Below are 19,339 nucleotides of genomic sequence, written 5' to 3'. Positions count from 1 at the left end.
CCTCTAAGCCAGGGTACAGACCCATCAACCCTGTGGGGTAATCGTGTGCGCCGATTTAAGGACAAGAGCCAATCATGAACAACGTGAATTCATCGACCGCACCTTCGTTCCCCTACCAATTCGTCTCTTCGTGCAAGCGCGATGGAGGCCTAAACCGCACCTGGCTGGACGAAAGTGCCAACGATTTCTTCGGAACTGAGGACCTGCTATCGCAGGCTTATGAAGATGCCGTGCATGTGGGAGTGATGGCTGACTAAACGATCACGATAGCGCGCCCCCGCTTCCTCGAAGCTTCTCGATTACCCGCGACGTAATTGAATCGCGCTCATGCGATCGCTAAGATTCCCCTGGATCCTCGGAAAAGAGGAACAAGAACGGTGTACCAGCTAGACAGGACGAGTGGTCGATCATGGAAAGACGAAATCAGGTATGCGAAACATCGCAGCGAATCAGCGAGAGAACTGCCTTCGGTATCAAGTGGAAAGACATTGCGCGGGCCGTCCGTCGGCGGTCCATACGTTGGAGAGTTCAAATGGATGGACTTCATGATAAGGGGCTCTTTCATCCCCTGGTAGCAGGCGCCGCGATCTATTTCACCGAGGTCATGGCGAGTGTCGATTCGAGTATCGGTCGCGCATTGATCGTGGTGATCGGCGGGCTCGCGCTTCAGATCTTTCGCAAGCTCACGCGATGCAATTGCCGCGTCGAGTAACGCGTCGCGCGGAGCAGGGTAACCCGGCGACCGCAGGAAACGAACTGTTGGAGATTCGTCGGAAAAGCGATCCACGACACATCTGTAAAGATAATTTTTCTTATCACAAGGCAGTCGTTTTAACGTAAAACACTTGCAAGTGAAAACGTAGCCGTCTCCAGGGTCGCTCGCCCAAGAACACTGGAATCGATTGAGGCAGCTGCCCCAGCAAGCCCAACTGCGCACCGGGCCCGAAATTTGCGCTGTTTCCATACCTCAAGCGACTACGTGCAATAGCGGGAGTAGTGTGATGAATAAGGAACGAAGAGTGAAGATCGAGGCGGTGGCGGGCAGGCTCATTCAGGAAGTGATGACGACGGGCCTCACATGGGATGAGGCGGTCGCTGTTTTTGGCCTTGCCGCGAAGGCCACTGCCCAGACCGCGGTACGTCTGGGAGCCGGCACGCCCGCGGATTGTCTTACAGTAGCGCGCATCCGGTTCGAGGACGCCTTCGCGCAGGACGTGCGGGTGGTCGTGACTGAACCTGGCGCGCAGGAGCGCCACGTCGACCACGCAGACAATACGCTCCTTGCGACCGCGCATCGTCGCCACACCGCCAAATATCATTGATCGCCAGAAGGCGCCTCGTCTCACTGTATGCCGCCGCAGTGGCGGCACGGGTCACCATGCAACGGCCGCCCGACCTCAGGTCAGGGCTTCGTCTCCGCAAACTGGACGCGCAGCTCGCGGATGCGATCGAGATCCTGTGCCACATCGCAATATAGCCGCGCCACCACGGCGTTCACATCAGCGGGCAGATTCCTTTCAAGCGCAACGTGAAACCGCTTCTCCGCGGTATCTTCACCCTTTTCGCAATCCGCCAGGATGGCGTCGTCGGTGCGGGTGCCAACCGCAGATTTCACGTTGAGCCAGCCGCGATGCAACGCGCCCGCAACGCTGCCGCCGTTTTCCGGCTTGCCGCCAAGCTTCACGACGAGTTCCTGCAACTCGCGCGCGCCACGCGAGCAGTGCACGGCACTTTCGAGCAGTGCTTCGTTCACGCTTGCGTGCTGTGCCTCGTCGGCTGCTTTGGTGAATTCTTGCTCGCCGTCCTTTGAAGTTTCGATCAGCTCGTTCAGCATGGCAATGACAGTGGTCGTCATGGGTTTGCTCCCGTCGAGTAACCGCGTGAGACTCCCGTTTTCGCATACGCCGTGCCCGAACCGGCGCGCCAAGGGTACGATCCCTGTATGCGCGCGGCGAGCGACCTGCCGCACGACTCAATTCGCTAGCGTGCGCAATCTGCCAGCAGATTCGCCAGCACCGACGCCCCTTGCGCGAGATGCAGCGGGTCGGCGTCTTCGGCCTCGTTGTGGCTGAGTCCGGCCTTGCACGGAACGAACACCATCGCGCTCGGTGCAACGTATGAGAGGTTCACCGCGTCGTGCCCCGCGCCGCTGCACATCTCCAGCCACGCATAGCCGGCGGCGGTCGCCGCCTCGCGCACGCGCGCAACACACCCGGTGTCGAAGACCACCGGTTCATACTCGGCGACCGTCTGCACCTGCACACTCGTGCCGCGCAGCGCGGTGCGCTGCAGGCAGATCGCTTCGATGTCGGCGACGAGCCGTTGCAGCGCCGGCCGCGATGGGTGGCGAACGTCGAGGCTGAACTTGACGAGCCCCGGTATCGTGCTCGGCGAATTCGGCTGGCAGGCGACATGCCCGACGGTCACGCGGGCGTCGGCATCGAAGCCATGGCCGTGCTCGATGATTGCGGCGATCATCGCGGCCGCTGCGCCCATCGCATCCTTGCGCACGCTCATCGGCGTCGTGCCCGCGTGCGATTCGAAGCCGGTCACCGTCACATCGAGTTCGTACATGCCCTGCACGCCGGTCACGACGCCGATCGGCACGCCGGCGTTCTCCAGCACCGGGCCTTGCTCGATATGGGCTTCGAAGTAGGCTTTCGGCATCTGCCGTTCGCGCGCGCTGCCGGCAAAGCCGGTGCGCTCGAGTTCCTCGCCGAGCCGCACGCCCGTCTGCATACAGGGCCGCTCGCGTGCGGTATCGAGATCCAGCGTGCCCGCGTAGACCGCGGAGCCCATCATGCCCGGCGTGAAGCGCGAGCCCTCTTCATTGGTCCATGCCACCACGTCGATCGGATGCCGCGTCGCGATGCCAAGCTCGTTGAGCGTGCGTATGGCCTCGAGACCCGCGAGCACGCCGTACACGCCGTCGAATCGGCCGCCGAGCGGTTGCGTGTCGAGATGACTGCCGCACATCACGGCGGGGGCGTCGGGCTGCGTGCCTGGCCGTCGCGCGAACACGTTGCCGATCGGATCGATGCGGATTTCGCAGCCGGCTTCCTCGCACCAGCGCATGAAGCGCCGCCGGCCCTGCACGTCCTCGTCGGTCAGCGCGAGCCGACAACTGCCGCCGTGCGCGGTCGCGCCGATTGCCGCCATCTCCATCAGCGCATCCCAGAGTCTTTGCTGATTTACGAAGATCATCTTGCACGCTCCCGAAAAGCACCGAGCCTGTCCACCTGGCTCGATAACGAAAATTCAAAAATAATTGACGCCCGAAAACCTTTCCTTCTCGCTCTCAACGGCTTTGCGTTCGGCGTGATCGTCCGGCATTCTCCCGTTGACGCTCCGTGAGGACGATTTGAGTCCCGTCGCGCACGATCAGGCCCTGCTGTTCCAGCTGAGCCAGAGTGCGATACAAGGTTTCATGGGCGATTCCGAGCGTGCCCGCCCATTGCATGAGCGTGCCGGGTGCCGTGAACCGTTTGTGAGTGTCGTGCTCAAGACGCAGGCAATGCAGGACGCGATCGCGCGGCGAACGCAACGTCAGGCGTTCCTCGCGTGCGCGACTGCGCACGAGTTGCCGAGACAGGAGCCGGATCCAGTCGACCGCGAACAATGGATCACCCTCCAGACACGCAAGTAGCGTCTTCGCTGGAACGACCAGCAGTTCGCTCGGGCTCGCGCAAAATGCATCGCAGTGGTAGTGCGGACTGAAGAGGCTCGCTTCGGCGAAGAACTCACGAGGACGCGCAGTCTGCAGCGTGAGGGATTCGCCGTGCGCTTCGTCACGTCGCAAGAGTACCTGCCCCTTCTGAACAAGGTAGACCGACTCGACCCGCTGTCCGCGCTTGAATACGTAAGCGCCCCGATCGTAGCGGCGCAACAGGGCTGAATCGCGCAGCGCGTCCGGCCACTTCTGCAGGTCCGCCACCGCATATGCACTGAGGGAATCGGAAAGATCGGTCATGTTCACCTGTGCGGTCTATTGCGCTGTCGAAGCGTTCATCGAATGATGATGCATCATGCCGGATTCGTGCCCCGCCATCGCGTCCTGGCCGTGATCGGACAGCTGCGCATCGAACCACACGTGCAGCGCGGCGACGAGGCGAGGCTCCTCCGAGCGGTACACGATTTCGCCGCCATTGGGCAAGTCGAGATAATGGATCTTCAGTTCGCCCGGCTGGGCTGTACGCAGGGCAGCGAGGCCGGGCATATCGCTGCCGTGGGTCTGCTCCGGCGCCTCGAAGTCACCCGCCGCGAACCGCTGGGCGATCCCGGCCAGATGCCTGCGGATCAGCGCGACCTGCTTCGGATCATGACGCTTCGTGACGACCTGCTGAATCCCACCGTCTGCGGTCTTCGTAAAGATGTGAGTGGTGGCGGCAAGCGAGAATGGCATCACCTTTGCGCCCTGTTGCGCAACGTCTCCCTGTCGCGCCGTGACTTCGGCGGTGGCGGTAGACGAAAGAACAGCGGCGCCGAGCAGCACGGCAGTCCATGTCGCGAATGCGGTGGTTGAAGGGCATTGCATGGGGTGCTCCAGTCGAAAGTCGCAAGCAGTTTAGCGCCGGCGTTTCGCTCGGACTATGACTGGAATCATACGCCGCAGTGCGCCGTTCGCGCGGGAAGCCAGCGTTCGCGGGTCCGCTGGACGCGTCGTGCCATGGCCGATGAGATGCCGCCAGCTACGCCAATTCTAATGGGCATGCCACCGCCTATTTCGTCACGCCCTGGCGACGAACACGAGGCGCGTCGATGTCCACATCGTCCAGGCCCGGCACGCATAGCAGCCAGGACCTTTCCCTGCGTATGATCTGATAACAGCGCAGCGCCTATACTGCGGGATTCGCCCAGCAACACAATGCGTTGGCGAGATCGGGCCAGCCGCAGCGAAACTTCCGCCTCCCTCGACCGGAGCCGTCCGGATGGACTTTAACGTCGGCCTTTTCGAAGTGCTGTTGCTCGTTTCGGCATTGGTGGCAATGCTCGTGCGGCGTTTGCACATGCCGTACAGCGTCGGTCTGGTTATCGCTGGAATCGTCCTCTCTTTTCTCGCCTCTTCCCGATTTCCCGTTATCCCTCTCAACGAAGATTTCATCTACAACGTACTGCTGCCGCCGCTCATTTTCGAAGCGGCGTTTCACATGCGTTGGGGGGAAATTCGCAGAGACTTTGCCGTCGTCCAGACGTTAGCTTTCGTCGGCGTGCTCGTGTCGGCTGGCGTGACGGCCATGGGCATGCATTACCTGTTGCACTGGGACTGGATTTCGGGCCTGCTCTTCGGCATGTTGATCGCCGCGACGGATCCCGTCTCCGTCCTGGCCAGTTTCAGGGAAGCCGGCGTGGCGGGCCGCTTCAGGAATTTGATGGAGGCGGAGAGCCTCTTCAACGACGGCACGGCCGCCGCAGGCTTTCGCGTCGTGCTGGCATTCGTCGGCGGCGCGCACGTTCATCCGCTCGACGTGCTGAAGATCACCGGCGTCGTGCTTCTCGGCTCGGTCCTGTGCGGCTTGCTGATCGGCAACGTGGTGCTGTCGCTGCTACACCGTACCGACGATCACCTCGTCGAAATTGCGTTCGCCATGATCGCGGCCTATGGCTCGTTTCTGCTCGCCGAGAACCTTCATCTTTCGGGGGTGCTCGCAACGCTGGTTGCAGGCCTCGTGATGGGGACGCGCAACGCGGTCAATCCGATGACGAAGAGAGGCCGCGAAGCCGTCGAGAACGTACTCGAATACGCGGTGTTCGCCGCGAATTCGTTCATCTTTCTCTTCATCGGCATTCAGCAGGCCCAGCGGGAGTACGAAACGGTGTGGGCTTCGATCGGCATCGCCGTGGTCGTCGTGATGCTGGCGCGCGCGGTGGCGGTCTACCCGTGCTGCATGCTGTTCGCGCGCTCATCGCTGCGCATCGACGTGCGGCATCAACATATCCTGTTCTGGGGGGGCATGCGAGGCGCGCTGGCTTTGGCGCTCGCCATGGGCTTGCCGCCCGGCGTGCCGCGTCGCGAGGAAATCGTCACGGTGTCGTTTGCCGTGGTCGCCTTTTCGATTTTCGTTCAGGGCACCACGATGACAGTGCTGCTGCGGCGCTTGCGAGTCGTGTGACGCTGCACCCAGCGGCATGCAGATTTCAGTGGAGCATCGTCACTGGTGTCGAAGTCAGGCGCCATAGCCTGGCGAGGACGGCCCATTTGTGGAAAAAGCCGAGGTGGCTTGCATCGAGCACCACGATATCCGCATGCCCCTTCTCTGCACACTGTGCGATGGTCCGCTCCGCCGGCCCGAACACGCGTTTCCATGTATACGGCACGCCCGCGTCATCGAGAATCGCCCGCGTTTGCATGAGCGCATCGAGTGCTGCCTGCTTCTCCCGCCGGTGCAACGCCGCCGGTGAATGGAACGCTACGGCACGGCCTCGTGCCACGTCGTCGAGCACTTCGACGATCTCGACCTCGGATACGCATCGTTCCGAAAACAGGAATGCTCCGTGACGCGCCGCTTCGGTCGCCCCTTTGGCACCGAGCACGGGAATAAGCAGTTTCAGCACAGCCAACCTCCAGTCCACACCCATTCGTCATTTTCAGCCTGATTGAAGCACGGACCTCGCCAGAATGACGTAAAAGTAGCGGGGCAACGTATAAAAATCTCATCAACAGCCTACGCCGACGAGGCAATATCCAACCCCGGTCTCCGTCACGATATGCTCGGGTCGGGCCGGATCCCCTTCGAGCTTCTGGCGCAGGTGCGCCATATAGATGCGCAGATAGTTCGCGTTTTGCGCATGGGCGGGTCCCCAGACCTCCTCCAGGAGCTGGCGATGGGTCAGCACACAGCCTGCGTGACGAACGAGCGTGACCAGCAGGCGATACTCGATGGGTGACAGATGGATCGTCGCGCCGGCGCGCTGCACCGACCTGGCTGCCAGATTGACCGTCACCGCGCCGAACGACACCCTGGCCGATTCCGCGGTGACGGAGCGATCCTGCCTGCGCAGGTGCGCCCGGATGCGTGCCAGCAATTCGGCAATGCCGAACGGCATGGTCACGTAATCGTCAGCGCCTGCGTCGAGCGCCATCACCTTGTCCGTTTCCCGGGCGCGTGCCGACAGCACGATGACCGGCACAGCGGACCAGGCGCGCAGTTGCCGGATCACGTCCACACCCTCCATGTCCGGCAGGCCCGGATCGATGATCACCAGATCGGGCCTGGCGCTGGCGCTGATGGCGAGCCCTTCCTGCCCGGTGCCGGCATCGAAGACGCGCATCGCCTCGCTTTCGAGTGCGGCTCGCACATACCGGCGAATCTGCCGGTCGTCCCCGATCAGGACAACCGTAACGCTCGGATCGCTCATGGCATGGCCAGGCGATTCACGGCACTACCGGAGGCGTCCGGCGACCGGTTCTGGGACGTCCCCGGCCCGCGTAGTTCCGGGACTTCGGTTTCCGCAGGCGGTGTTTCGTCCGCAGGCAACATGAACCAGAAACAGGCGCCGAGCACGTTACCGTTCATATCGGTGCGGTTGGACGCGCCTATCCTGCCCCCGTGCGCCTCGACGATCGCGCGGCTGATGGCAAGCCCCAACCCCATGCCCGGCAGTGCCGATTCCTTCTCGCCACGGGTGAACTTGTCGAACACCCGTGTTTCCATGCCCGCAGGCAGCCCCGGCCCGCTATCCCGGACTTCGACCCGCACGTACCGGTGTGCCTCCTCGTGCAACATGGACGCAACAATGGTGAGCGGCGACCCTGCGGGCGTATATCTGGCCGCGTTCTCGAACAGGTTGGCGAAGAGCCGTTCGACGAGTACCGCGTCGAACTGCACGAGCGGGATATCCGGGGGCACGCGTGCCTCAACCTTGCGTTCGCCCAGCATGCGCCGGCAGGCGGCCAGCGCGGAGCCGATCACCTCCTCGATCGACGACCACTGCCGGTTCAGCCGCATGCTGCCTTCCTCGAGACGCGCCATATCGAGCAGATTGACGACGAGCCCGTTCATTCTCAGCGCCTCCTCGCGGATCGCCTCCGAAAGCTCCTGTGCCCTGGGCCCGCCTGTCAAGGCGGCGCCCTGCTCGGCGAGCACCGAGGCGAAACCCACGATCGCCGTGAGGGGCGTGCGCAGGTCATGGGAAATCGCGGACAACAACGAATTGCGCAGGCGTTCCGATTCCATGCTGACCAGCGCGTCCTGTGCGATCTCGACGTAGTGCACCCGTTCGAGTGCGAGCGCGATCTGCGCGACAAAGGTATCGAGCATGCGCCGCTGCTCGGGCACGGCAAACTCCGCCATCCGTTCGGACAGCAGCGCGATCACGCCGCGCGTGCGCATCGGCGCCTTCAGCGGCAGGTACAGCGCCGTCGCGGCAGGCAGGGTCTCCGTGCCGTGACCGGCCTGTTTCTGCTGGTCATAGACCCATTGGGCGATATCGAGATCGACGTCGTCGAGTGCGGTCGCCGGATCGGGATTCTCGACCTTGGGCCGCACCTTCTCCGCGCTATCCGGCAGCAGGACCGCCGTGCGAGCCTGGAACACTTCGCTCACGTGACGCATGCCGATCTCGATGATCTGGTCCGTCATCAGGGCGCCACCCAGTTCGCGCGTCATCGCGAACATGGCGCCCGTGCGGCGCTCGCGCAGCGTGGCGAGATGCGCCTGACGCTTGAGGCTCGCGGTCAGGTGACTGATCATCAGCGAGGTCATCAGCATCACGGCAAAGGTGAGCAGATATTGCGTGTCGGCGACCGTGAACGACATGCGTGGCGGCACGAAAAAGAAATCGAATGCCGCCACGCCGAGAAACGAGAACAGCACGCCCGGCCCGCGCCCGAGCCGCGCGGCCGTGAAGACGGCGCCGAGCAGATAGAGCATCACGAGATTGGTCTGCGCGATCCGGTCAAGCAGCATGCCGGCGATCGCCGTAATGGCCGCGCAGATCGCGAGTGCCCAGGCGTAGGAAACCGGTGCGGAGCGGTGCGCGCCCATTTCGGGCCCCGCAAACCCGCTCACGGCATCGCGGCGCTCGGCGGCTTCGCGCACCGCGCCGGAGTTGACCACCGTGACGTCGATATCGCGCGCCGACCAGACCATCTGCTGCGCAACGGACGGACTGAGGCGCGCGCGCCATCCCCTCACCGACGACGCGCCCACCACCAGCTTCGATACGTTGCGCATGCGAGCGTAAGCCAGCACCGTCGTCGCGACCTCGTCGCCCTGCAGCGTGACCGTTTCCGCGCCCAGCTCGGAGGCGAGTTTGAGCGCGTCGAGCGTGCGCTTGCGAATGGCGTCGGGCAGCCGCGCCAGCTTCGGCGTCTCGACGTAGACCGCCAGCCAGTCCGCTTTCTGGTTCGAAGCGAGGCGCGCCGCCGCGCGCACGAGATTGCTGCTCGCCTGGCCCGCGCCGACGCACACGATGATGCGTTCGCGCGCCTGCCAGATGCGCTCGATCGACTGATCGGCGCGGTACTCGCGCATCTGCGCATCGACGCGGTCGGCCGTGCGGCGCAACGCGAGCTCGCGCAGCGCGATCAGATTGCCCTTGCGAAAGAAATTGCGGACCGCATGCTCCGCCTGCTGCGGCATGTAGACCTTGCCTTCGCGCAGCCGGTCAAGCAGCTCCTCGGGCGGCAGATCGACGAGCGTGACCTCGTCGGCGAGATCGAATACGCGGTCGGGCACCGTCTCCCACACGCGGATGCCCGTGATCTGTCCGACCACGTCGTTCAGGCTCTCGAGATGCTGGACGTTGACCGTCGTGAACACGTCGATGCCGGCAGCCAGCAGTTCCTGCACGTCCTGCCAGCGCTTCAGATGCCGGCTGCCCTGGACGTTCGAATGCGCGAGCTCGTCGACGAGGATCAGTTGCGGCTTGCGCGCGAGCGCGGCGTCGAGATCGAATTCGGCAAGCAGGCGGCCGCGATATTCGATGCGCGCGGGTGCGATGACCTCCAGGCCTTCGATCAGTGCGAGCGTCTCCTTGCGCCCATGCGTTTCCACGATCCCCACGACGACGTCGGCACCTTCGTCCTTGCGGCGGCGGGCCGCCTGCAGCATCGCAAATGTCTTGCCGACGCCGGCCGATGCGCCAAAAAATATTTTCAGCCGTCCTCGCTGGCTTTTTTCTTCATCACGCTGCATCCGGTCCAGCAGTTCGTCGGGATCGGGCCGGTTCATCGCACGTCTCCTTGCGAGTCATCCCATGGTCGCGCTGTCGGGGCGGGCGTCGGCCAGGTCACGCCGAGTCGGCAAAACCTCAATGCATCGGCTTGATCTCGTCGAGTGCGAGATTCAATGTCAGCACATTGACGCGTGGCTCCCCGAACAGGCCGAACTGCCGGCCAGACGTGTGCTGCGCGATCAGTCCGTCGACCTGGTCGAGCGGCAGTCCACGCGCTTTCGCCACGCGCGCGGCCTGATACGCCGCCGCGGCCGGCGTGATGTCGGGGTCCAGCCCGCTGCCCGAAGAAGTCACGAGATCCACCGGAGGCGGCGTCGTGTTCGACGGATCGGCGTCGTGCAGCGCCGCGAGGCGCCCCTTCACTTCGTCGGCAAGGGCCGGATTCGTCGGTCCGAGGTTCGAGCCGCCGGAATTCTGCGCGTTATAGGGATTCGGCGTCGTGGCCGACACGCGGCCCCAGAAATAGTACGGTGCGTCGAACTGCTGGCCGAGCAATGTCGAGCCGACCGGTTTGCCGTTCTTTTCGATCAGGCTGCCGTTCGCGTCATGCGAAAACACGGCCTGGGACACCGCCGTCACCACGAGCGGGTAGATGCCGCCCGTGATCACCGTCAGCAACACAAACAACACCAGCACGGGGCGCACGGAATTGTTCATGGTTCACACCCATCCAAATGCGGTAAGCACGACATCGATCAGCTTGATGAACGGAAACGGCAGCAGGATGCCGCCAAGGCCGTAGATCAGCAGGTTCCGGCGCAACACGGCGGCGGCGCCGAGCGCGCGATACTGGACGCCCTTGAGCGCAAGCGGGATGAGCGCGACGATGATCAGCGCGTTGAAGATCACCGCAGACAAGATGGCCGACGACGGGGACGTCAGGTGCATCACGTCGAGCACGCGCAGTTTCGGGTAAGTCGAGGCGAAGGCCGCCGGAATGATCGCGAAATACTTCGCCACGTCGTTCGCGATAGAGAACGTCGTCAGCGAGCCGCGTGTCATCAGCATCTGCTTGCCGATCTCGACGATCTCGATCAGCTTGGTCGGGTTCGAATCGAGATCGACCATGTTGCCCGCTTCTTTCGCCGCCTGTGTGCCGCTGTTCATCGCCACTGCGACGTCGGCCTGTGCGAGCGCGGGCGCATCGTTGGTGCCGTCGCCCGTCATCGCAACGAGGCGCCCGGCCGACTGATGCGTGCGGATCATCTTGAGCTTGGCTTCCGGCGTCGCTTCGGCGAGGAAGTCGTCGACACCGGCTTCAGCGGCAATCGCCGCGGCCGTGAGCCGGTTGTCACCGGTGATCATGACCGTGCGGATGCCCATCTTGCGCAGTTCGGCAAAGCGCTCCTTGATGCCGCCCTTCACGATGTCCTTCAACTCGATCACGCCGAGCACGCGCGCCGGCCCGCCTTCGCCCGTGCCGTGACCACCCGCCTTCTCGGCCACCACGAGCGGCGTACTCCCGCGTCGCGCGACATCCGTCACCGCGTTGTTGACCTCGCCCGGATAGCGGCCGCCATGGGACTCGACATACAGCTTCACCGCATCCGACGCGCCCTTGCGGATCTCGCGCTCCGGCAGGTCGACCCCGCTCATCCGCGTCTGCGCCGTGAAGCCGAGAAACGTGGCGTGCAGCGCGCTCATGTCGCGCTCGCGGATATTGAAGCGCTGCTTGGCGAGCACGACGATGCTGCGGCCCTCCGGCGTTTCGTCGGCGAGCGACGCCAGTTGCGCCGCGTCGGCGAGGTCCTGCTCCGAGACGCCGGGCGCCGGCACAAAGGTCGATGCCTGCCGGTTGCCCAGCGTGATGGTGCCTGTCTTGTCCAGCAGCAGCACGTCGACGTCGCCCGCCGCCTCGACCGCGCGCCCCGAAGTTGCGATCACGTTGGCCTGCATCATGCGGCTCATACCCGCCACGCCAATCGCGGAGAGCAGCCCGCCGATGGTGGTGGGAATCAGGCACACCAGCAGGGCCACGAGGGCCGTGATGGTCACGACGTGGCCCGCCTGTGCGGCTGCCACGGAGAAGATCGAGAACGGCAACAAGGTCGCCGTGGCGAACAGCAGCACGAGTGTCAACGCCACCAGCAGGATCGTCAGCGCGATCTCGTTCGGGGTCTTCTGCCGTTTGGCTCCTTCGACCATCGCGATCATCCGGTCGAGGAAAGCCTCGCCGGGATTGACCGAAACCCGCACCACGATCCAGTCGGACAGCACGCGCGTGCCGCCCGTCACCGACGAAAAGTCGCCGCCCGATTCGCGGATCACGGGCGCGGATTCGCCCGTAATGGCCGATTCGTCAACGGACGCGACGCCCTCGATGACTTCGCCGTCGGCCGGAATCGTGTCGCCCGTCTCGATCAGCACCACATCGCCTTTGCGCAGATCGGTGGAGGCCATCACCGTGACGGGCGATTTCGGATGCGGGTCGTTGAGCTTTTTCGCCATCACGTTGTGCTTCGCGCTGCGCAGCGACGCTGCCTGTGCCTTGGAGCGGCCTTCGGCGAGCGCTTCCGCAAAGTTGGCGAACAGCACGGTAAACCACAGCCACAATGCAATGGCGAGGATGAAGCCCGCCGGCGCCTCGGCCTGGCCGGCGAGCGCGGCGAACCAGAGGATCGTCGTCAGGATGCTGCCCACGTACACGCAAAACATCACGGGATTGCGCAACTGCGTACGCGGCTTGAGCTTCCTGAACGACTCGGCGATGGCGGGCTTTACGAGCACCGGATCGAACATCGAGCGTGCGGCCGTGCGTGCCTGGCCAAGATTGTCGGGACGATGGGCAGGCGGTTGAGTGGGCGTAGACATGCTTTCCTCGTACTCAGTGACCGGCAATCATCGACAGATGCTCGGCAACGGGCCCGAGCGCGAGCGCGGGCACGAACGTCAGCGCGCCAATCAGAAGCACCGCCCCCAGCAGCAGCACGACGAACAGCGGGCCATGCGTGGGCAAGGTCCCTTCGGTCACCGCAATGCGCTTCTTTTCGGCGAGCGAGCCCGCGACGGCGAGCACCGCGACCGCCGGCACGAACCGGCCAAACCACATGGCAATGGCCAGCAGCACGTTATAGAACGGCGTATTGACGGAGAGCCCCGCGAATGCGCTGCCGTTGTTGTTGGTGCCCGACGTGAACGCGTAGAGAATTTCGGAGAAGCCGTGTGGGCCGGGATTGGCAATGCCTGCGGTGCCGAGCGGCGACAGCACGCCGATCGACGTGCCGACGAGCACGATCATCGGCATGATGAGGACCGCGATCGATACCATTTTCATCTCGTAAGATTCGATCTTCTTGCCGATATACTCAGGTGTGCGACCGATCATCAACCCGGCGATGAACACCGCAAGCAGCGCAAAGACCAGCATCCCGTACAGCCCCGAACCTACGCCGCCGTAGACGACCTCGCCCAGCTGCATCATCAGGAGCGGCACGAAGCCGCCCATCGGCGTAAGCGAATCGTGTGCATTGTTCACCGCCCCACACGACGCCGACGTGGTGGCGACAGTAAAGATGCCGGAATCGGCAATGCCGAACCGCACTTCCTTGCCTTCCATGTTGCCGCCGGTCTGCAGCGCCGACCTCGTCTGGTCGACGCGCAGCGACGTGAACAGCGGATTGCCGGCCTGCTCCGACGAGATCTCGCCCCAGCAGCCGATCGCAAACGCGATGGTCATGGCCGCCAGCACGGCGTAGCCTTGCCGGTTGTCGCCGACCATCCGGCCGAACACGATGCACAGCGCGGCGCCAATGCACAGCATGGCGATCATCTGGACGAAATTCGACAGCGGCGTGGGGTTCTCGTACGGATGCGCGGAATTGGCATTGAAGAATCCGCCGCCATTGGTGCCGAGCATCTTGATCGCTTCCTGCGATGCCAGCGGGCCCATCGCAATGGTCTGCTTGTCGGCCTTCATGTCCTGCATCACGGGGTTGCCCTTGGCATCCTTGACCGGATTGCCCTGTGCATCGGTCTTCGGCACCTGGTAGGTCGTGACCTGCAGCGTCGGCACGTCCACATACGCCTTGAAGTTCTGGATCGCCCCCTGACTCACGAGCACCAGCGCGATGACGAACGCGATCGGCATGAGGATGTACAGCGTGGAGCGCGTCAGGTCGACCCAGAAATTGCCGATCGTCTTTGTCGTGTGGCGCGCAAACCCCCGGATCAGCGCGACGGCCACGGCAATGCCGGTCGCCGCGGAAAGGAAGTTCTGCACGGCGAGCGCCGTCATCTGCGTGAGATAGCTGACCGTGCTTTCCGGCGTATAGTTCTGCCAGTTCGTGTTGGTGATGAAGCTGATCGCCGTATTGAAGGCGCCATCGGGCGTCATGGGACCGAAGCCCTGCGGGTTCGCCGGCAACCATTGCTGCAGGCGCAGAAAGCCATATACCGCCAGGGCACCGAGCGCATTGAACAGCAGCACCGCGAACGCGTACTGCTTCCATGTCATTTCGGCATCGCGGTCCACGCCGGCGAGCCGATACAGCGAATGCTCGACAGGCCGCCCGATCTTGCGCACGACGACCGATGAGCCGTCGAGCACCGAGGTCATGTAGTGGCCGAGCGGAACGGCGACAGCCGTCAGGACTACGATGAAAAGCACGACGTGGAGCAGGTTGTAGGTATTCATTCGAGTTCCTCCGCGCGCAGTAGCGCGTACACGAGGTACACGAGCAGGAGCAGCGTCGCGGCGCCGGCGAGCCAGATCATCCATGCGGTCATGGCCGGCCTCCCGGTGCATGCCCGTAAAGCTTCTCGCAACCCATGACAAGCGCGACACTGAGCCCGAGGAAGACCACAATGCCGGCGATGTAGATCAGGTCCATATCGATGCTCCGCAAACGATCGGAAATCACGACGTGAAGTCGGCCCCTTCTACTGGCCTTGTCAAGACTAGGAAACCGCGAATAAAAAAGGTGTAAATATCGAAGCCATCGAAAAAGGCGGTCGTCGGCACATCCGTGTCCGGCGCGTCACCGGGTTCCATTGCGTAAGCTGTTTAATTCAACGGCCCGGGGTCTCGACATGACGGGATCGCCTGCAAAATCTTTCTCGTGTGATCTACGCTACGAACGACGGCGTCATAAAACTGATGCAAAATCCGCGCACCGACGTCTACGAATTGCAGCGACCCGAACCACACGACCTTAGCCAACATGTCGAACCCGACCAATGCCAGCGTCGATCCGGCTGACCCGCGCGGGACAAACGCGAGTCCTCCTCATGCGCCGCCGTCCGCGGGCGGCGCCACCGCAATGGCATCGCTGGCGCTCGCCGCGCTCGGTATCGTTTTCGGCGACCTCGGAACGAGTCCGCTCTACGCATTGCAGGAAGCTTTCAATGGCGCGCGCGGCGTGGCCGCGACACCGGAAAACGTGGTGGGCATCGTCTCGCTCTTTCTGTGGTCCCTCATCCTGATGGTGAGCGTCAAGTACGTTCTCGTTCTGATGCAGGCCGACAACCATGGCGAAGGCGGCTTGCTGGCCCTCCTCGCGCTGCTGGTGGGAGAGCGGACCGGACGCGAAATGCGGCGGGCCGCCCTGCGCTGGGTGTTCCTCGCGATGTTCGGTACGGCCATGCTGTATGGCGACGGCGTCATCACGCCCGCGATATCCGTGCTGAGCGCGGTCGAGGGCATCGAGGTCGCCACGCCGGCCTTTTCGCACTACGTCGTGCCGGTCACGGTGGTGATCCTCGTGGCGCTGTTCGCCGTCCAGCCGCTCGGGTCGGGCCGCGTCGGTGTGGCGTTCGGGCCGATACTGGCCATCTGGTTTGTCGTGATCTTTTTCCTCGGCGTCGCGTCCATTGCGGGCACGCCCGGCATTCTTGCAGCGTTCAACCCGATCAACGGCATCACGTTCTTCATGCACAACGGCTTCCGGGGCTTTCTCGCGCTGGGAGCCGTGGTGCTGTGCCTGACCGGCGGCGAAGCGCTGTATGCCGACATGGGGCACTTCGGCGCCAGGCCGATACGTCTGGCCTGGTACGGGTTGGCACTGCCTGCCCTGACTGCCAGCTATCTTGGACAGGGCGCACTTTTGCTGCGCGATCCCGGCGCAGCAGCGCGGCCCTTCTATACGACCGTCCCCACGTGGGGGCTGTATCCCATGGTGGTTCTGGCCACGCTCGCCACCATCGTCGCGTCGCAGGCCCTGATCTCCGCAGTGTTTTCACTCACGCGACAAGCGGGACAACTCGGTCTCTCGCCTCGCGTGACGGTCAGGCACACTTCATCGAGCACGTCCGGACAGATCTACCTGCCCGGCCTGAACTGGCTTCTCATGGCCGGCACCATTGGCGTGGTGCTGCTCTTCCGCTCGTCGGACAGTCTTGCGGCCGCTTTTGGCATTGCGGTGTCCACCACCATGGCGATTACCACCTTGCTGTTCGCGGCGTTCGCGCACGTGCGATGGAAGTGGCCGGTGTGGCGTGTCGCACTCGTCGCCGGCGTTTTCATGGTGGTGGATGCATCGTTCGTCGCCGCCAACGCGATGAAATTTGCGGATGGCGGCTGGCTGCCGCTGGCGATCGGCGGCCTGACGTTTCTGCTCTCGACCTCCTGGCTCGTCGGGCTGCGGACAATGCGCCGTTCACGGGGGGATTCGGGCTTGCCGCTCGACGTCTTCATCGCCAGTCTCGCGAAGGACGCGCCATACAGGGTGACGGGCACGGCCGTGTTTCTGATGGCCGCCGGTGACTCGGTGCCCACGACGCTGCTGCATCACCTGAAGCACAATCAGGTCCTGCACCGGCAGGTGATCCTGCTGACCTTGCTGACCGAGGAAATTCCGCGCGTATCGCAGGACGACCGCTTCGATGTGCAATGCTTCGATCAGGGCTTCATTCGCGTCGTGGGTCGCTACGGCTATATGGAGTCGCTCGATGTTCCTGAGCTGCTCAAGCAAGCCTTGCAGAAAGCCGGACGAGAGGCTTACGACCCGATGACTACGTCGTTTTACCTCGGGCGCGAGTCGCTCACGGTATCCAGGAATCTCAATCCCGGGCGCCGTTTGCTGCTGAGCGTCTTTATTCTGCTGCGCAAAAATGAACTCGATGCGACCAACCACCTGAAGGTGCCGCCCAACCGTGTCGTCGAGATGGGGGCGAGGCTCGACCTCGAGTGAACGAAAGCCTGTCCTCGCTTACGGTCGCGAAGGCTCGTGACGCGCTTCGCCAGCTTCACTCCCCACGGTAGTTCAGCCAGACCTTCATCGGTCCGCTTTCGCGGTGATGCCAGGCGAAGTAAGGAATGGCGATCAGGGTGGCATCGTGGCGCGGTGTTGCGTCGGCCGCTTCAGCCAGGGGCCGGTAGAGCGCTCTCGTCCAGTCCGGATCGATTTCGCGCTTGTGTGCCGCGCCCTTGAGCACGACCACGCCCCCGAGTTGCTCTGCTCGCCACTCCGCTTCGAGCCATTGAGGGTCGACATAAAGCTCGTCGAGATCGACTCCCGGCATGTCGGCGCGTTCGACGCAGTACAGCAGCGGCCCGCGGCTCAACGCAATGCGGCCACGATTGTCGGGCACCTTCGGGTGGCTTTGCCAGGCGCGCAAGGCCATCGGCAGCGTCAGATGGATCACATCGCCGGGTTGCCACAGGCGCTCGACCGCGATGTAGCCATGCGCGTCCGCAGTGGCGTCGATCGCCTGGCCGTTGACGGTCAGCCCGATCGCTGCATTCGCCCGCGCGGCGCCTGCTGCGCCGTCGCGAGCCGTCACAAAACCGGCCGTGCCGTCGACCCATCCCGGAACGCGCAACTTCAGCGCGAACTCGCCTTGCGCATCGACGGCGATTTCAATGGCGCCGTCCCACGGATACCGCGTGCGCTGGCGCAGCGCCACCGTGCGCCCGTTGAAGTCGATATGCGCGTCGCTCTCCATATACTGCTGCACGTAAATCGAGCCGGCATCGGTCCCGTAGACGTAGCCGGGCAGCGACGCAATCGTGCGCGCGACGTTCGGCGGGCAGCAGGCACAGTAGTACCACGGTTGCCGGCGATGCCCGCCGTCGTCCTCCAGCGGATTCACGTAGTAATACGCATCGCCACCGAGCGACCAGCCCGGCAGCATGCCGTTGTACAGCGTCCACTCGAACAGGTCGGCATAGCGTGCGTCGCCTGTCGCGGCAAGCATCCGGTGGCACCACATCATGCTGCCGATCGCGGCGCAGGTTTCGGTATAGGCCTGGCCGTTCGGCAACTCGAAGTCCGCGCCGATCGACTCGCCGTCATGCCGCGCGCCCACGCCGCCAGTGATGTACATGCGATGCGCGACGAGCCGCTCCCACAGCGTTTCCAGCCGCGGCAGCAGCCCGGCTTCGCCGGTTTCCAGATAGAGATCGGTGACGCCGCAAGACATGTACAAGGCGCGCACCGCATGGCCGGCCAGGGTTTCCATCTGCTCGAACGGCACGTCGTCCTGGAAATACGCGTCGCCGAACCGGCCACCCGCGAGCAGGCCGTGACCGCGCGCCTTGATGAAGAAGCCCGCCAGCGCGAGATACTGGTCATTGCCGGTTTCGCGCGCGAGTTCGACGAGCGCCATTTCGATTTCCTCGTGCCCGTCGATGGCCTCGACCTTGCCTTCCGCCTCGGGCCCGAAGCGATCGCACAACAGGTTGGCGAAGCGGATCGCCACGTTCAGCAGGCGGCGCTTTCCGGTAGCGCGATGGTGCGCCACCGCGGCCTGGATCAGGTGGCCCGCGCAATACATCTCGTGCAGGTCGCGCAGGTTGCTCCAGCGCTCCGCCTTGCGCTCCACGCTGAAATAGCTGTCGATATAGCCGTCTTCGTCCTGCGCACGTTCGATCAGGGCGATGCCTTCGTCGATGCGCTTTTCCAGCAGCGCGTGCGGTCCGCGCGCCACCACCCACGACGCGGCTTCGAGCCACTTGTACAGGTCGGAGTCGTTGAAGAAGATGCCTTCGAACGGGCCATCGTAGTCGCCGGACACGCGGCGGAAATTGTTGAGCCGCCCGGTGCTTTCGAGCAGGTCCCACTGGCTCGGCAAGGTCTTGTCGATGTTCGTCGCAAACCGCGGCCCCCAGAAGTCGCCGCGCAGTTCGACCGCGGTCACGGCAACGGGTTTGATGCGCGCATAGCGCGTGGAGGCGGAATCGACGACTACGGGCTGTCGCAAGGTTCTTGTGTCGTTCATGATGTAT

General features: G+C 63.6%; 17 protein-coding genes. 5 read left to right on the top strand and 12 right to left on the bottom strand.

The features are described from left to right. The first annotated feature begins 74 nt into the window (after positions 1 to 74). From AB4Y35_RS23810 to AB4Y35_RS23800, 3 genes are all read left to right on the top strand, one after another. Positions 75 to 257: a hypothetical protein gene (locus AB4Y35_RS23810; protein ID WP_368706237.1), complete on the top strand. Its 183-nt coding sequence runs from the start codon at positions 75 to 77 to the stop codon at positions 255 to 257. A gap of 275 nt (positions 258 to 532) precedes the next feature. Further along, on the top strand, positions 533 to 712 hold the full coding sequence (locus tag AB4Y35_RS23805) for a hypothetical protein (RefSeq protein WP_368706236.1): 180 nt from the start codon (positions 533 to 535) through the stop codon (positions 710 to 712). Between the two features lie 289 nt (positions 713 to 1,001). Further along, positions 1,002 to 1,322, top strand: a complete 321-nt coding sequence (locus tag AB4Y35_RS23800) for a hypothetical protein (RefSeq protein WP_368706235.1) — start codon at positions 1,002 to 1,004, stop codon at positions 1,320 to 1,322. Between the two features lie 80 nt (positions 1,323 to 1,402). On the opposite strand, the gene AB4Y35_RS23795 is transcribed toward AB4Y35_RS23800, so the two are convergent. From AB4Y35_RS23795 to AB4Y35_RS23780, 4 genes are all read right to left on the bottom strand, one after another. Next, on the bottom strand, positions 1,403 to 1,855 hold the full coding sequence (locus tag AB4Y35_RS23795; protein ID WP_368706737.1) for a PA2169 family four-helix-bundle protein: 453 nt from the start codon (positions 1,853 to 1,855) through the stop codon (positions 1,403 to 1,405). Positions 1,856 to 1,980: 125 nt separating this feature from the next. After that, complete coding sequence (locus tag AB4Y35_RS23790) at positions 1,981 to 3,204, bottom strand: Zn-dependent hydrolase (protein WP_368706234.1); 1,224 nt, start codon at positions 3,202 to 3,204, stop codon at positions 1,981 to 1,983. Between the two features lie 94 nt (positions 3,205 to 3,298). Continuing rightward, positions 3,299 to 3,970 (bottom strand): Crp/Fnr family transcriptional regulator, encoded by a 672-nt coding sequence (locus tag AB4Y35_RS23785; RefSeq protein WP_368706233.1) that lies wholly within the window; start codon positions 3,968 to 3,970, stop codon positions 3,299 to 3,301. Positions 3,971 to 3,985: 15 nt separating this feature from the next. After that, positions 3,986 to 4,534: an aspartate carbamoyltransferase gene (locus AB4Y35_RS23780; protein WP_368706232.1), complete on the bottom strand. Its 549-nt coding sequence runs from the start codon at positions 4,532 to 4,534 to the stop codon at positions 3,986 to 3,988. A gap of 394 nt (positions 4,535 to 4,928) precedes the next feature. On the opposite strand from AB4Y35_RS23780, the gene AB4Y35_RS23775 reads away from it, so the two are divergent. After that, positions 4,929 to 6,110 carry a cation:proton antiporter gene (locus tag AB4Y35_RS23775; RefSeq protein ID WP_368706231.1) on the top strand — a complete coding sequence of 394 codons (1,182 nt, stop codon included), beginning with the start codon at positions 4,929 to 4,931 and terminating at the stop codon, positions 6,108 to 6,110. A 25-nt stretch (positions 6,111 to 6,135) separates the two neighbouring features. Here AB4Y35_RS23775 and AB4Y35_RS23770 read toward each other — a convergent pair whose 3' ends face one another. From AB4Y35_RS23770 to AB4Y35_RS23740, 7 genes are all read right to left on the bottom strand, one after another. Further along, positions 6,136 to 6,552 carry a universal stress protein gene (locus AB4Y35_RS23770; protein ID WP_368690387.1) on the bottom strand — a complete coding sequence of 139 codons (417 nt, stop codon included), beginning with the start codon at positions 6,550 to 6,552 and terminating at the stop codon, positions 6,136 to 6,138. A gap of 102 nt (positions 6,553 to 6,654) precedes the next feature. Next, positions 6,655 to 7,356, bottom strand: a complete 702-nt coding sequence (locus tag AB4Y35_RS23765) for a response regulator (RefSeq protein WP_368706230.1) — start codon at positions 7,354 to 7,356, stop codon at positions 6,655 to 6,657. Continuing rightward, entirely contained in the window at positions 7,353 to 10,172 is a 2,820-nt protein-coding gene (locus AB4Y35_RS23760) for a DUF4118 domain-containing protein (protein ID WP_368706229.1), read from the bottom strand. The genes AB4Y35_RS23765 and AB4Y35_RS23760 overlap by 4 nt, the downstream gene beginning before the upstream one ends. Before the next feature lie 79 nt (positions 10,173 to 10,251). Continuing rightward, positions 10,252 to 10,833 (bottom strand): potassium-transporting ATPase subunit KdpC, encoded by a 582-nt coding sequence (gene kdpC, locus AB4Y35_RS23755; protein ID WP_368706228.1) that lies wholly within the window; start codon positions 10,831 to 10,833, stop codon positions 10,252 to 10,254. A 3-nt stretch (positions 10,834 to 10,836) separates the two neighbouring features. Continuing rightward, complete coding sequence (gene kdpB / locus AB4Y35_RS23750; RefSeq protein WP_368706227.1) at positions 10,837 to 12,987, bottom strand: potassium-transporting ATPase subunit KdpB; 2,151 nt, start codon at positions 12,985 to 12,987, stop codon at positions 10,837 to 10,839. A 13-nt stretch (positions 12,988 to 13,000) separates the two neighbouring features. Then, positions 13,001 to 14,809 (bottom strand): potassium-transporting ATPase subunit KdpA, encoded by a 1,809-nt coding sequence (kdpA, locus tag AB4Y35_RS23745; RefSeq protein ID WP_368706226.1) that lies wholly within the window; start codon positions 14,807 to 14,809, stop codon positions 13,001 to 13,003. Then, positions 14,806 to 14,901 carry a potassium-transporting ATPase subunit F gene (locus tag AB4Y35_RS23740; RefSeq protein ID WP_368690381.1) on the bottom strand — a complete coding sequence of 32 codons (96 nt, stop codon included), beginning with the start codon at positions 14,899 to 14,901 and terminating at the stop codon, positions 14,806 to 14,808. The genes kdpA and AB4Y35_RS23740 overlap by 4 nt, the downstream gene beginning before the upstream one ends. A 434-nt stretch (positions 14,902 to 15,335) precedes the next feature. Here AB4Y35_RS23740 and AB4Y35_RS23735 point away from each other — a divergent pair, with 434 nt between their 5' ends. Next, a complete protein-coding gene (locus AB4Y35_RS23735) occupies positions 15,336 to 17,303 on the top strand; it encodes a potassium transporter Kup (RefSeq protein WP_368706225.1) in 1,968 nt (655 codons plus the stop codon). Between the two features lie 55 nt (positions 17,304 to 17,358). Here AB4Y35_RS23735 and AB4Y35_RS23730 read toward each other — a convergent pair whose 3' ends face one another. Further along, positions 17,359 to 19,332, bottom strand: coding sequence for a glycoside hydrolase family 127 protein (locus AB4Y35_RS23730; RefSeq protein ID WP_368706224.1), 1,974 nt, complete (start codon positions 19,330 to 19,332; stop codon positions 17,359 to 17,361). Positions 19,333 to 19,339: the final 7 nt, after the last annotated feature.

The organism is Paraburkholderia sp. EG286A (assembly GCF_040965375.1).
Lineage (GTDB): Bacteria > Pseudomonadota > Gammaproteobacteria > Burkholderiales > Burkholderiaceae > Paraburkholderia.
This window is presented reverse-complemented; position numbering and strand designations above follow the sequence as displayed.

Excerpts from the sequence above, each read along its gene's own strand:
- AB4Y35_RS23795 (WP_368706737.1), bottom strand. The coding sequence starts at position 1,855 with ATGACGACCACTGTCATTGCCATGCTGAACGAGCTGATCGAAACTTCA.
- AB4Y35_RS23735 (WP_368706225.1), top strand. The coding sequence starts at position 15,336 with ATGTCGAACCCGACCAATGCCAGCGTCGATCCGGCTGACCCGCGCGGG.
- AB4Y35_RS23810 (WP_368706237.1), top strand. The coding sequence starts at position 75 with ATGAACAACGTGAATTCATCGACCGCACCTTCGTTCCCCTACCAATTC.
- kdpA (WP_368706226.1), bottom strand. The coding sequence starts at position 14,809 with ATGAATACCTACAACCTGCTCCACGTCGTGCTTTTCATCGTAGTCCTG.
- AB4Y35_RS23790 (WP_368706234.1), bottom strand. The coding sequence starts at position 3,204 with ATGATCTTCGTAAATCAGCAAAGACTCTGGGATGCGCTGATGGAGATG.
- AB4Y35_RS23785 (WP_368706233.1), bottom strand. The coding sequence starts at position 3,970 with ATGACCGATCTTTCCGATTCCCTCAGTGCATATGCGGTGGCGGACCTG.
- AB4Y35_RS23800 (WP_368706235.1), top strand. The coding sequence starts at position 1,002 with ATGAATAAGGAACGAAGAGTGAAGATCGAGGCGGTGGCGGGCAGGCTC.
- AB4Y35_RS23775 (WP_368706231.1), top strand. The coding sequence starts at position 4,929 with ATGGACTTTAACGTCGGCCTTTTCGAAGTGCTGTTGCTCGTTTCGGCA.
- AB4Y35_RS23805 (WP_368706236.1), top strand. The coding sequence starts at position 533 with ATGGATGGACTTCATGATAAGGGGCTCTTTCATCCCCTGGTAGCAGGC.
- AB4Y35_RS23730 (WP_368706224.1), bottom strand. The coding sequence starts at position 19,332 with ATGAACGACACAAGAACCTTGCGACAGCCCGTAGTCGTCGATTCCGCC.
- kdpB (WP_368706227.1), bottom strand. The coding sequence starts at position 12,987 with ATGTCTACGCCCACTCAACCGCCTGCCCATCGTCCCGACAATCTTGGC.
- AB4Y35_RS23760 (WP_368706229.1), bottom strand. The coding sequence starts at position 10,172 with ATGAACCGGCCCGATCCCGACGAACTGCTGGACCGGATGCAGCGTGAT.
- AB4Y35_RS23765 (WP_368706230.1), bottom strand. The coding sequence starts at position 7,356 with ATGAGCGATCCGAGCGTTACGGTTGTCCTGATCGGGGACGACCGGCAG.
- AB4Y35_RS23780 (WP_368706232.1), bottom strand. The coding sequence starts at position 4,534 with ATGCAATGCCCTTCAACCACCGCATTCGCGACATGGACTGCCGTGCTG.
- kdpC (WP_368706228.1), bottom strand. The coding sequence starts at position 10,833 with ATGAACAATTCCGTGCGCCCCGTGCTGGTGTTGTTTGTGTTGCTGACG.
- AB4Y35_RS23740 (WP_368690381.1), bottom strand. The coding sequence starts at position 14,901 with ATGACCGCATGGATGATCTGGCTCGCCGGCGCCGCGACGCTGCTCCTG.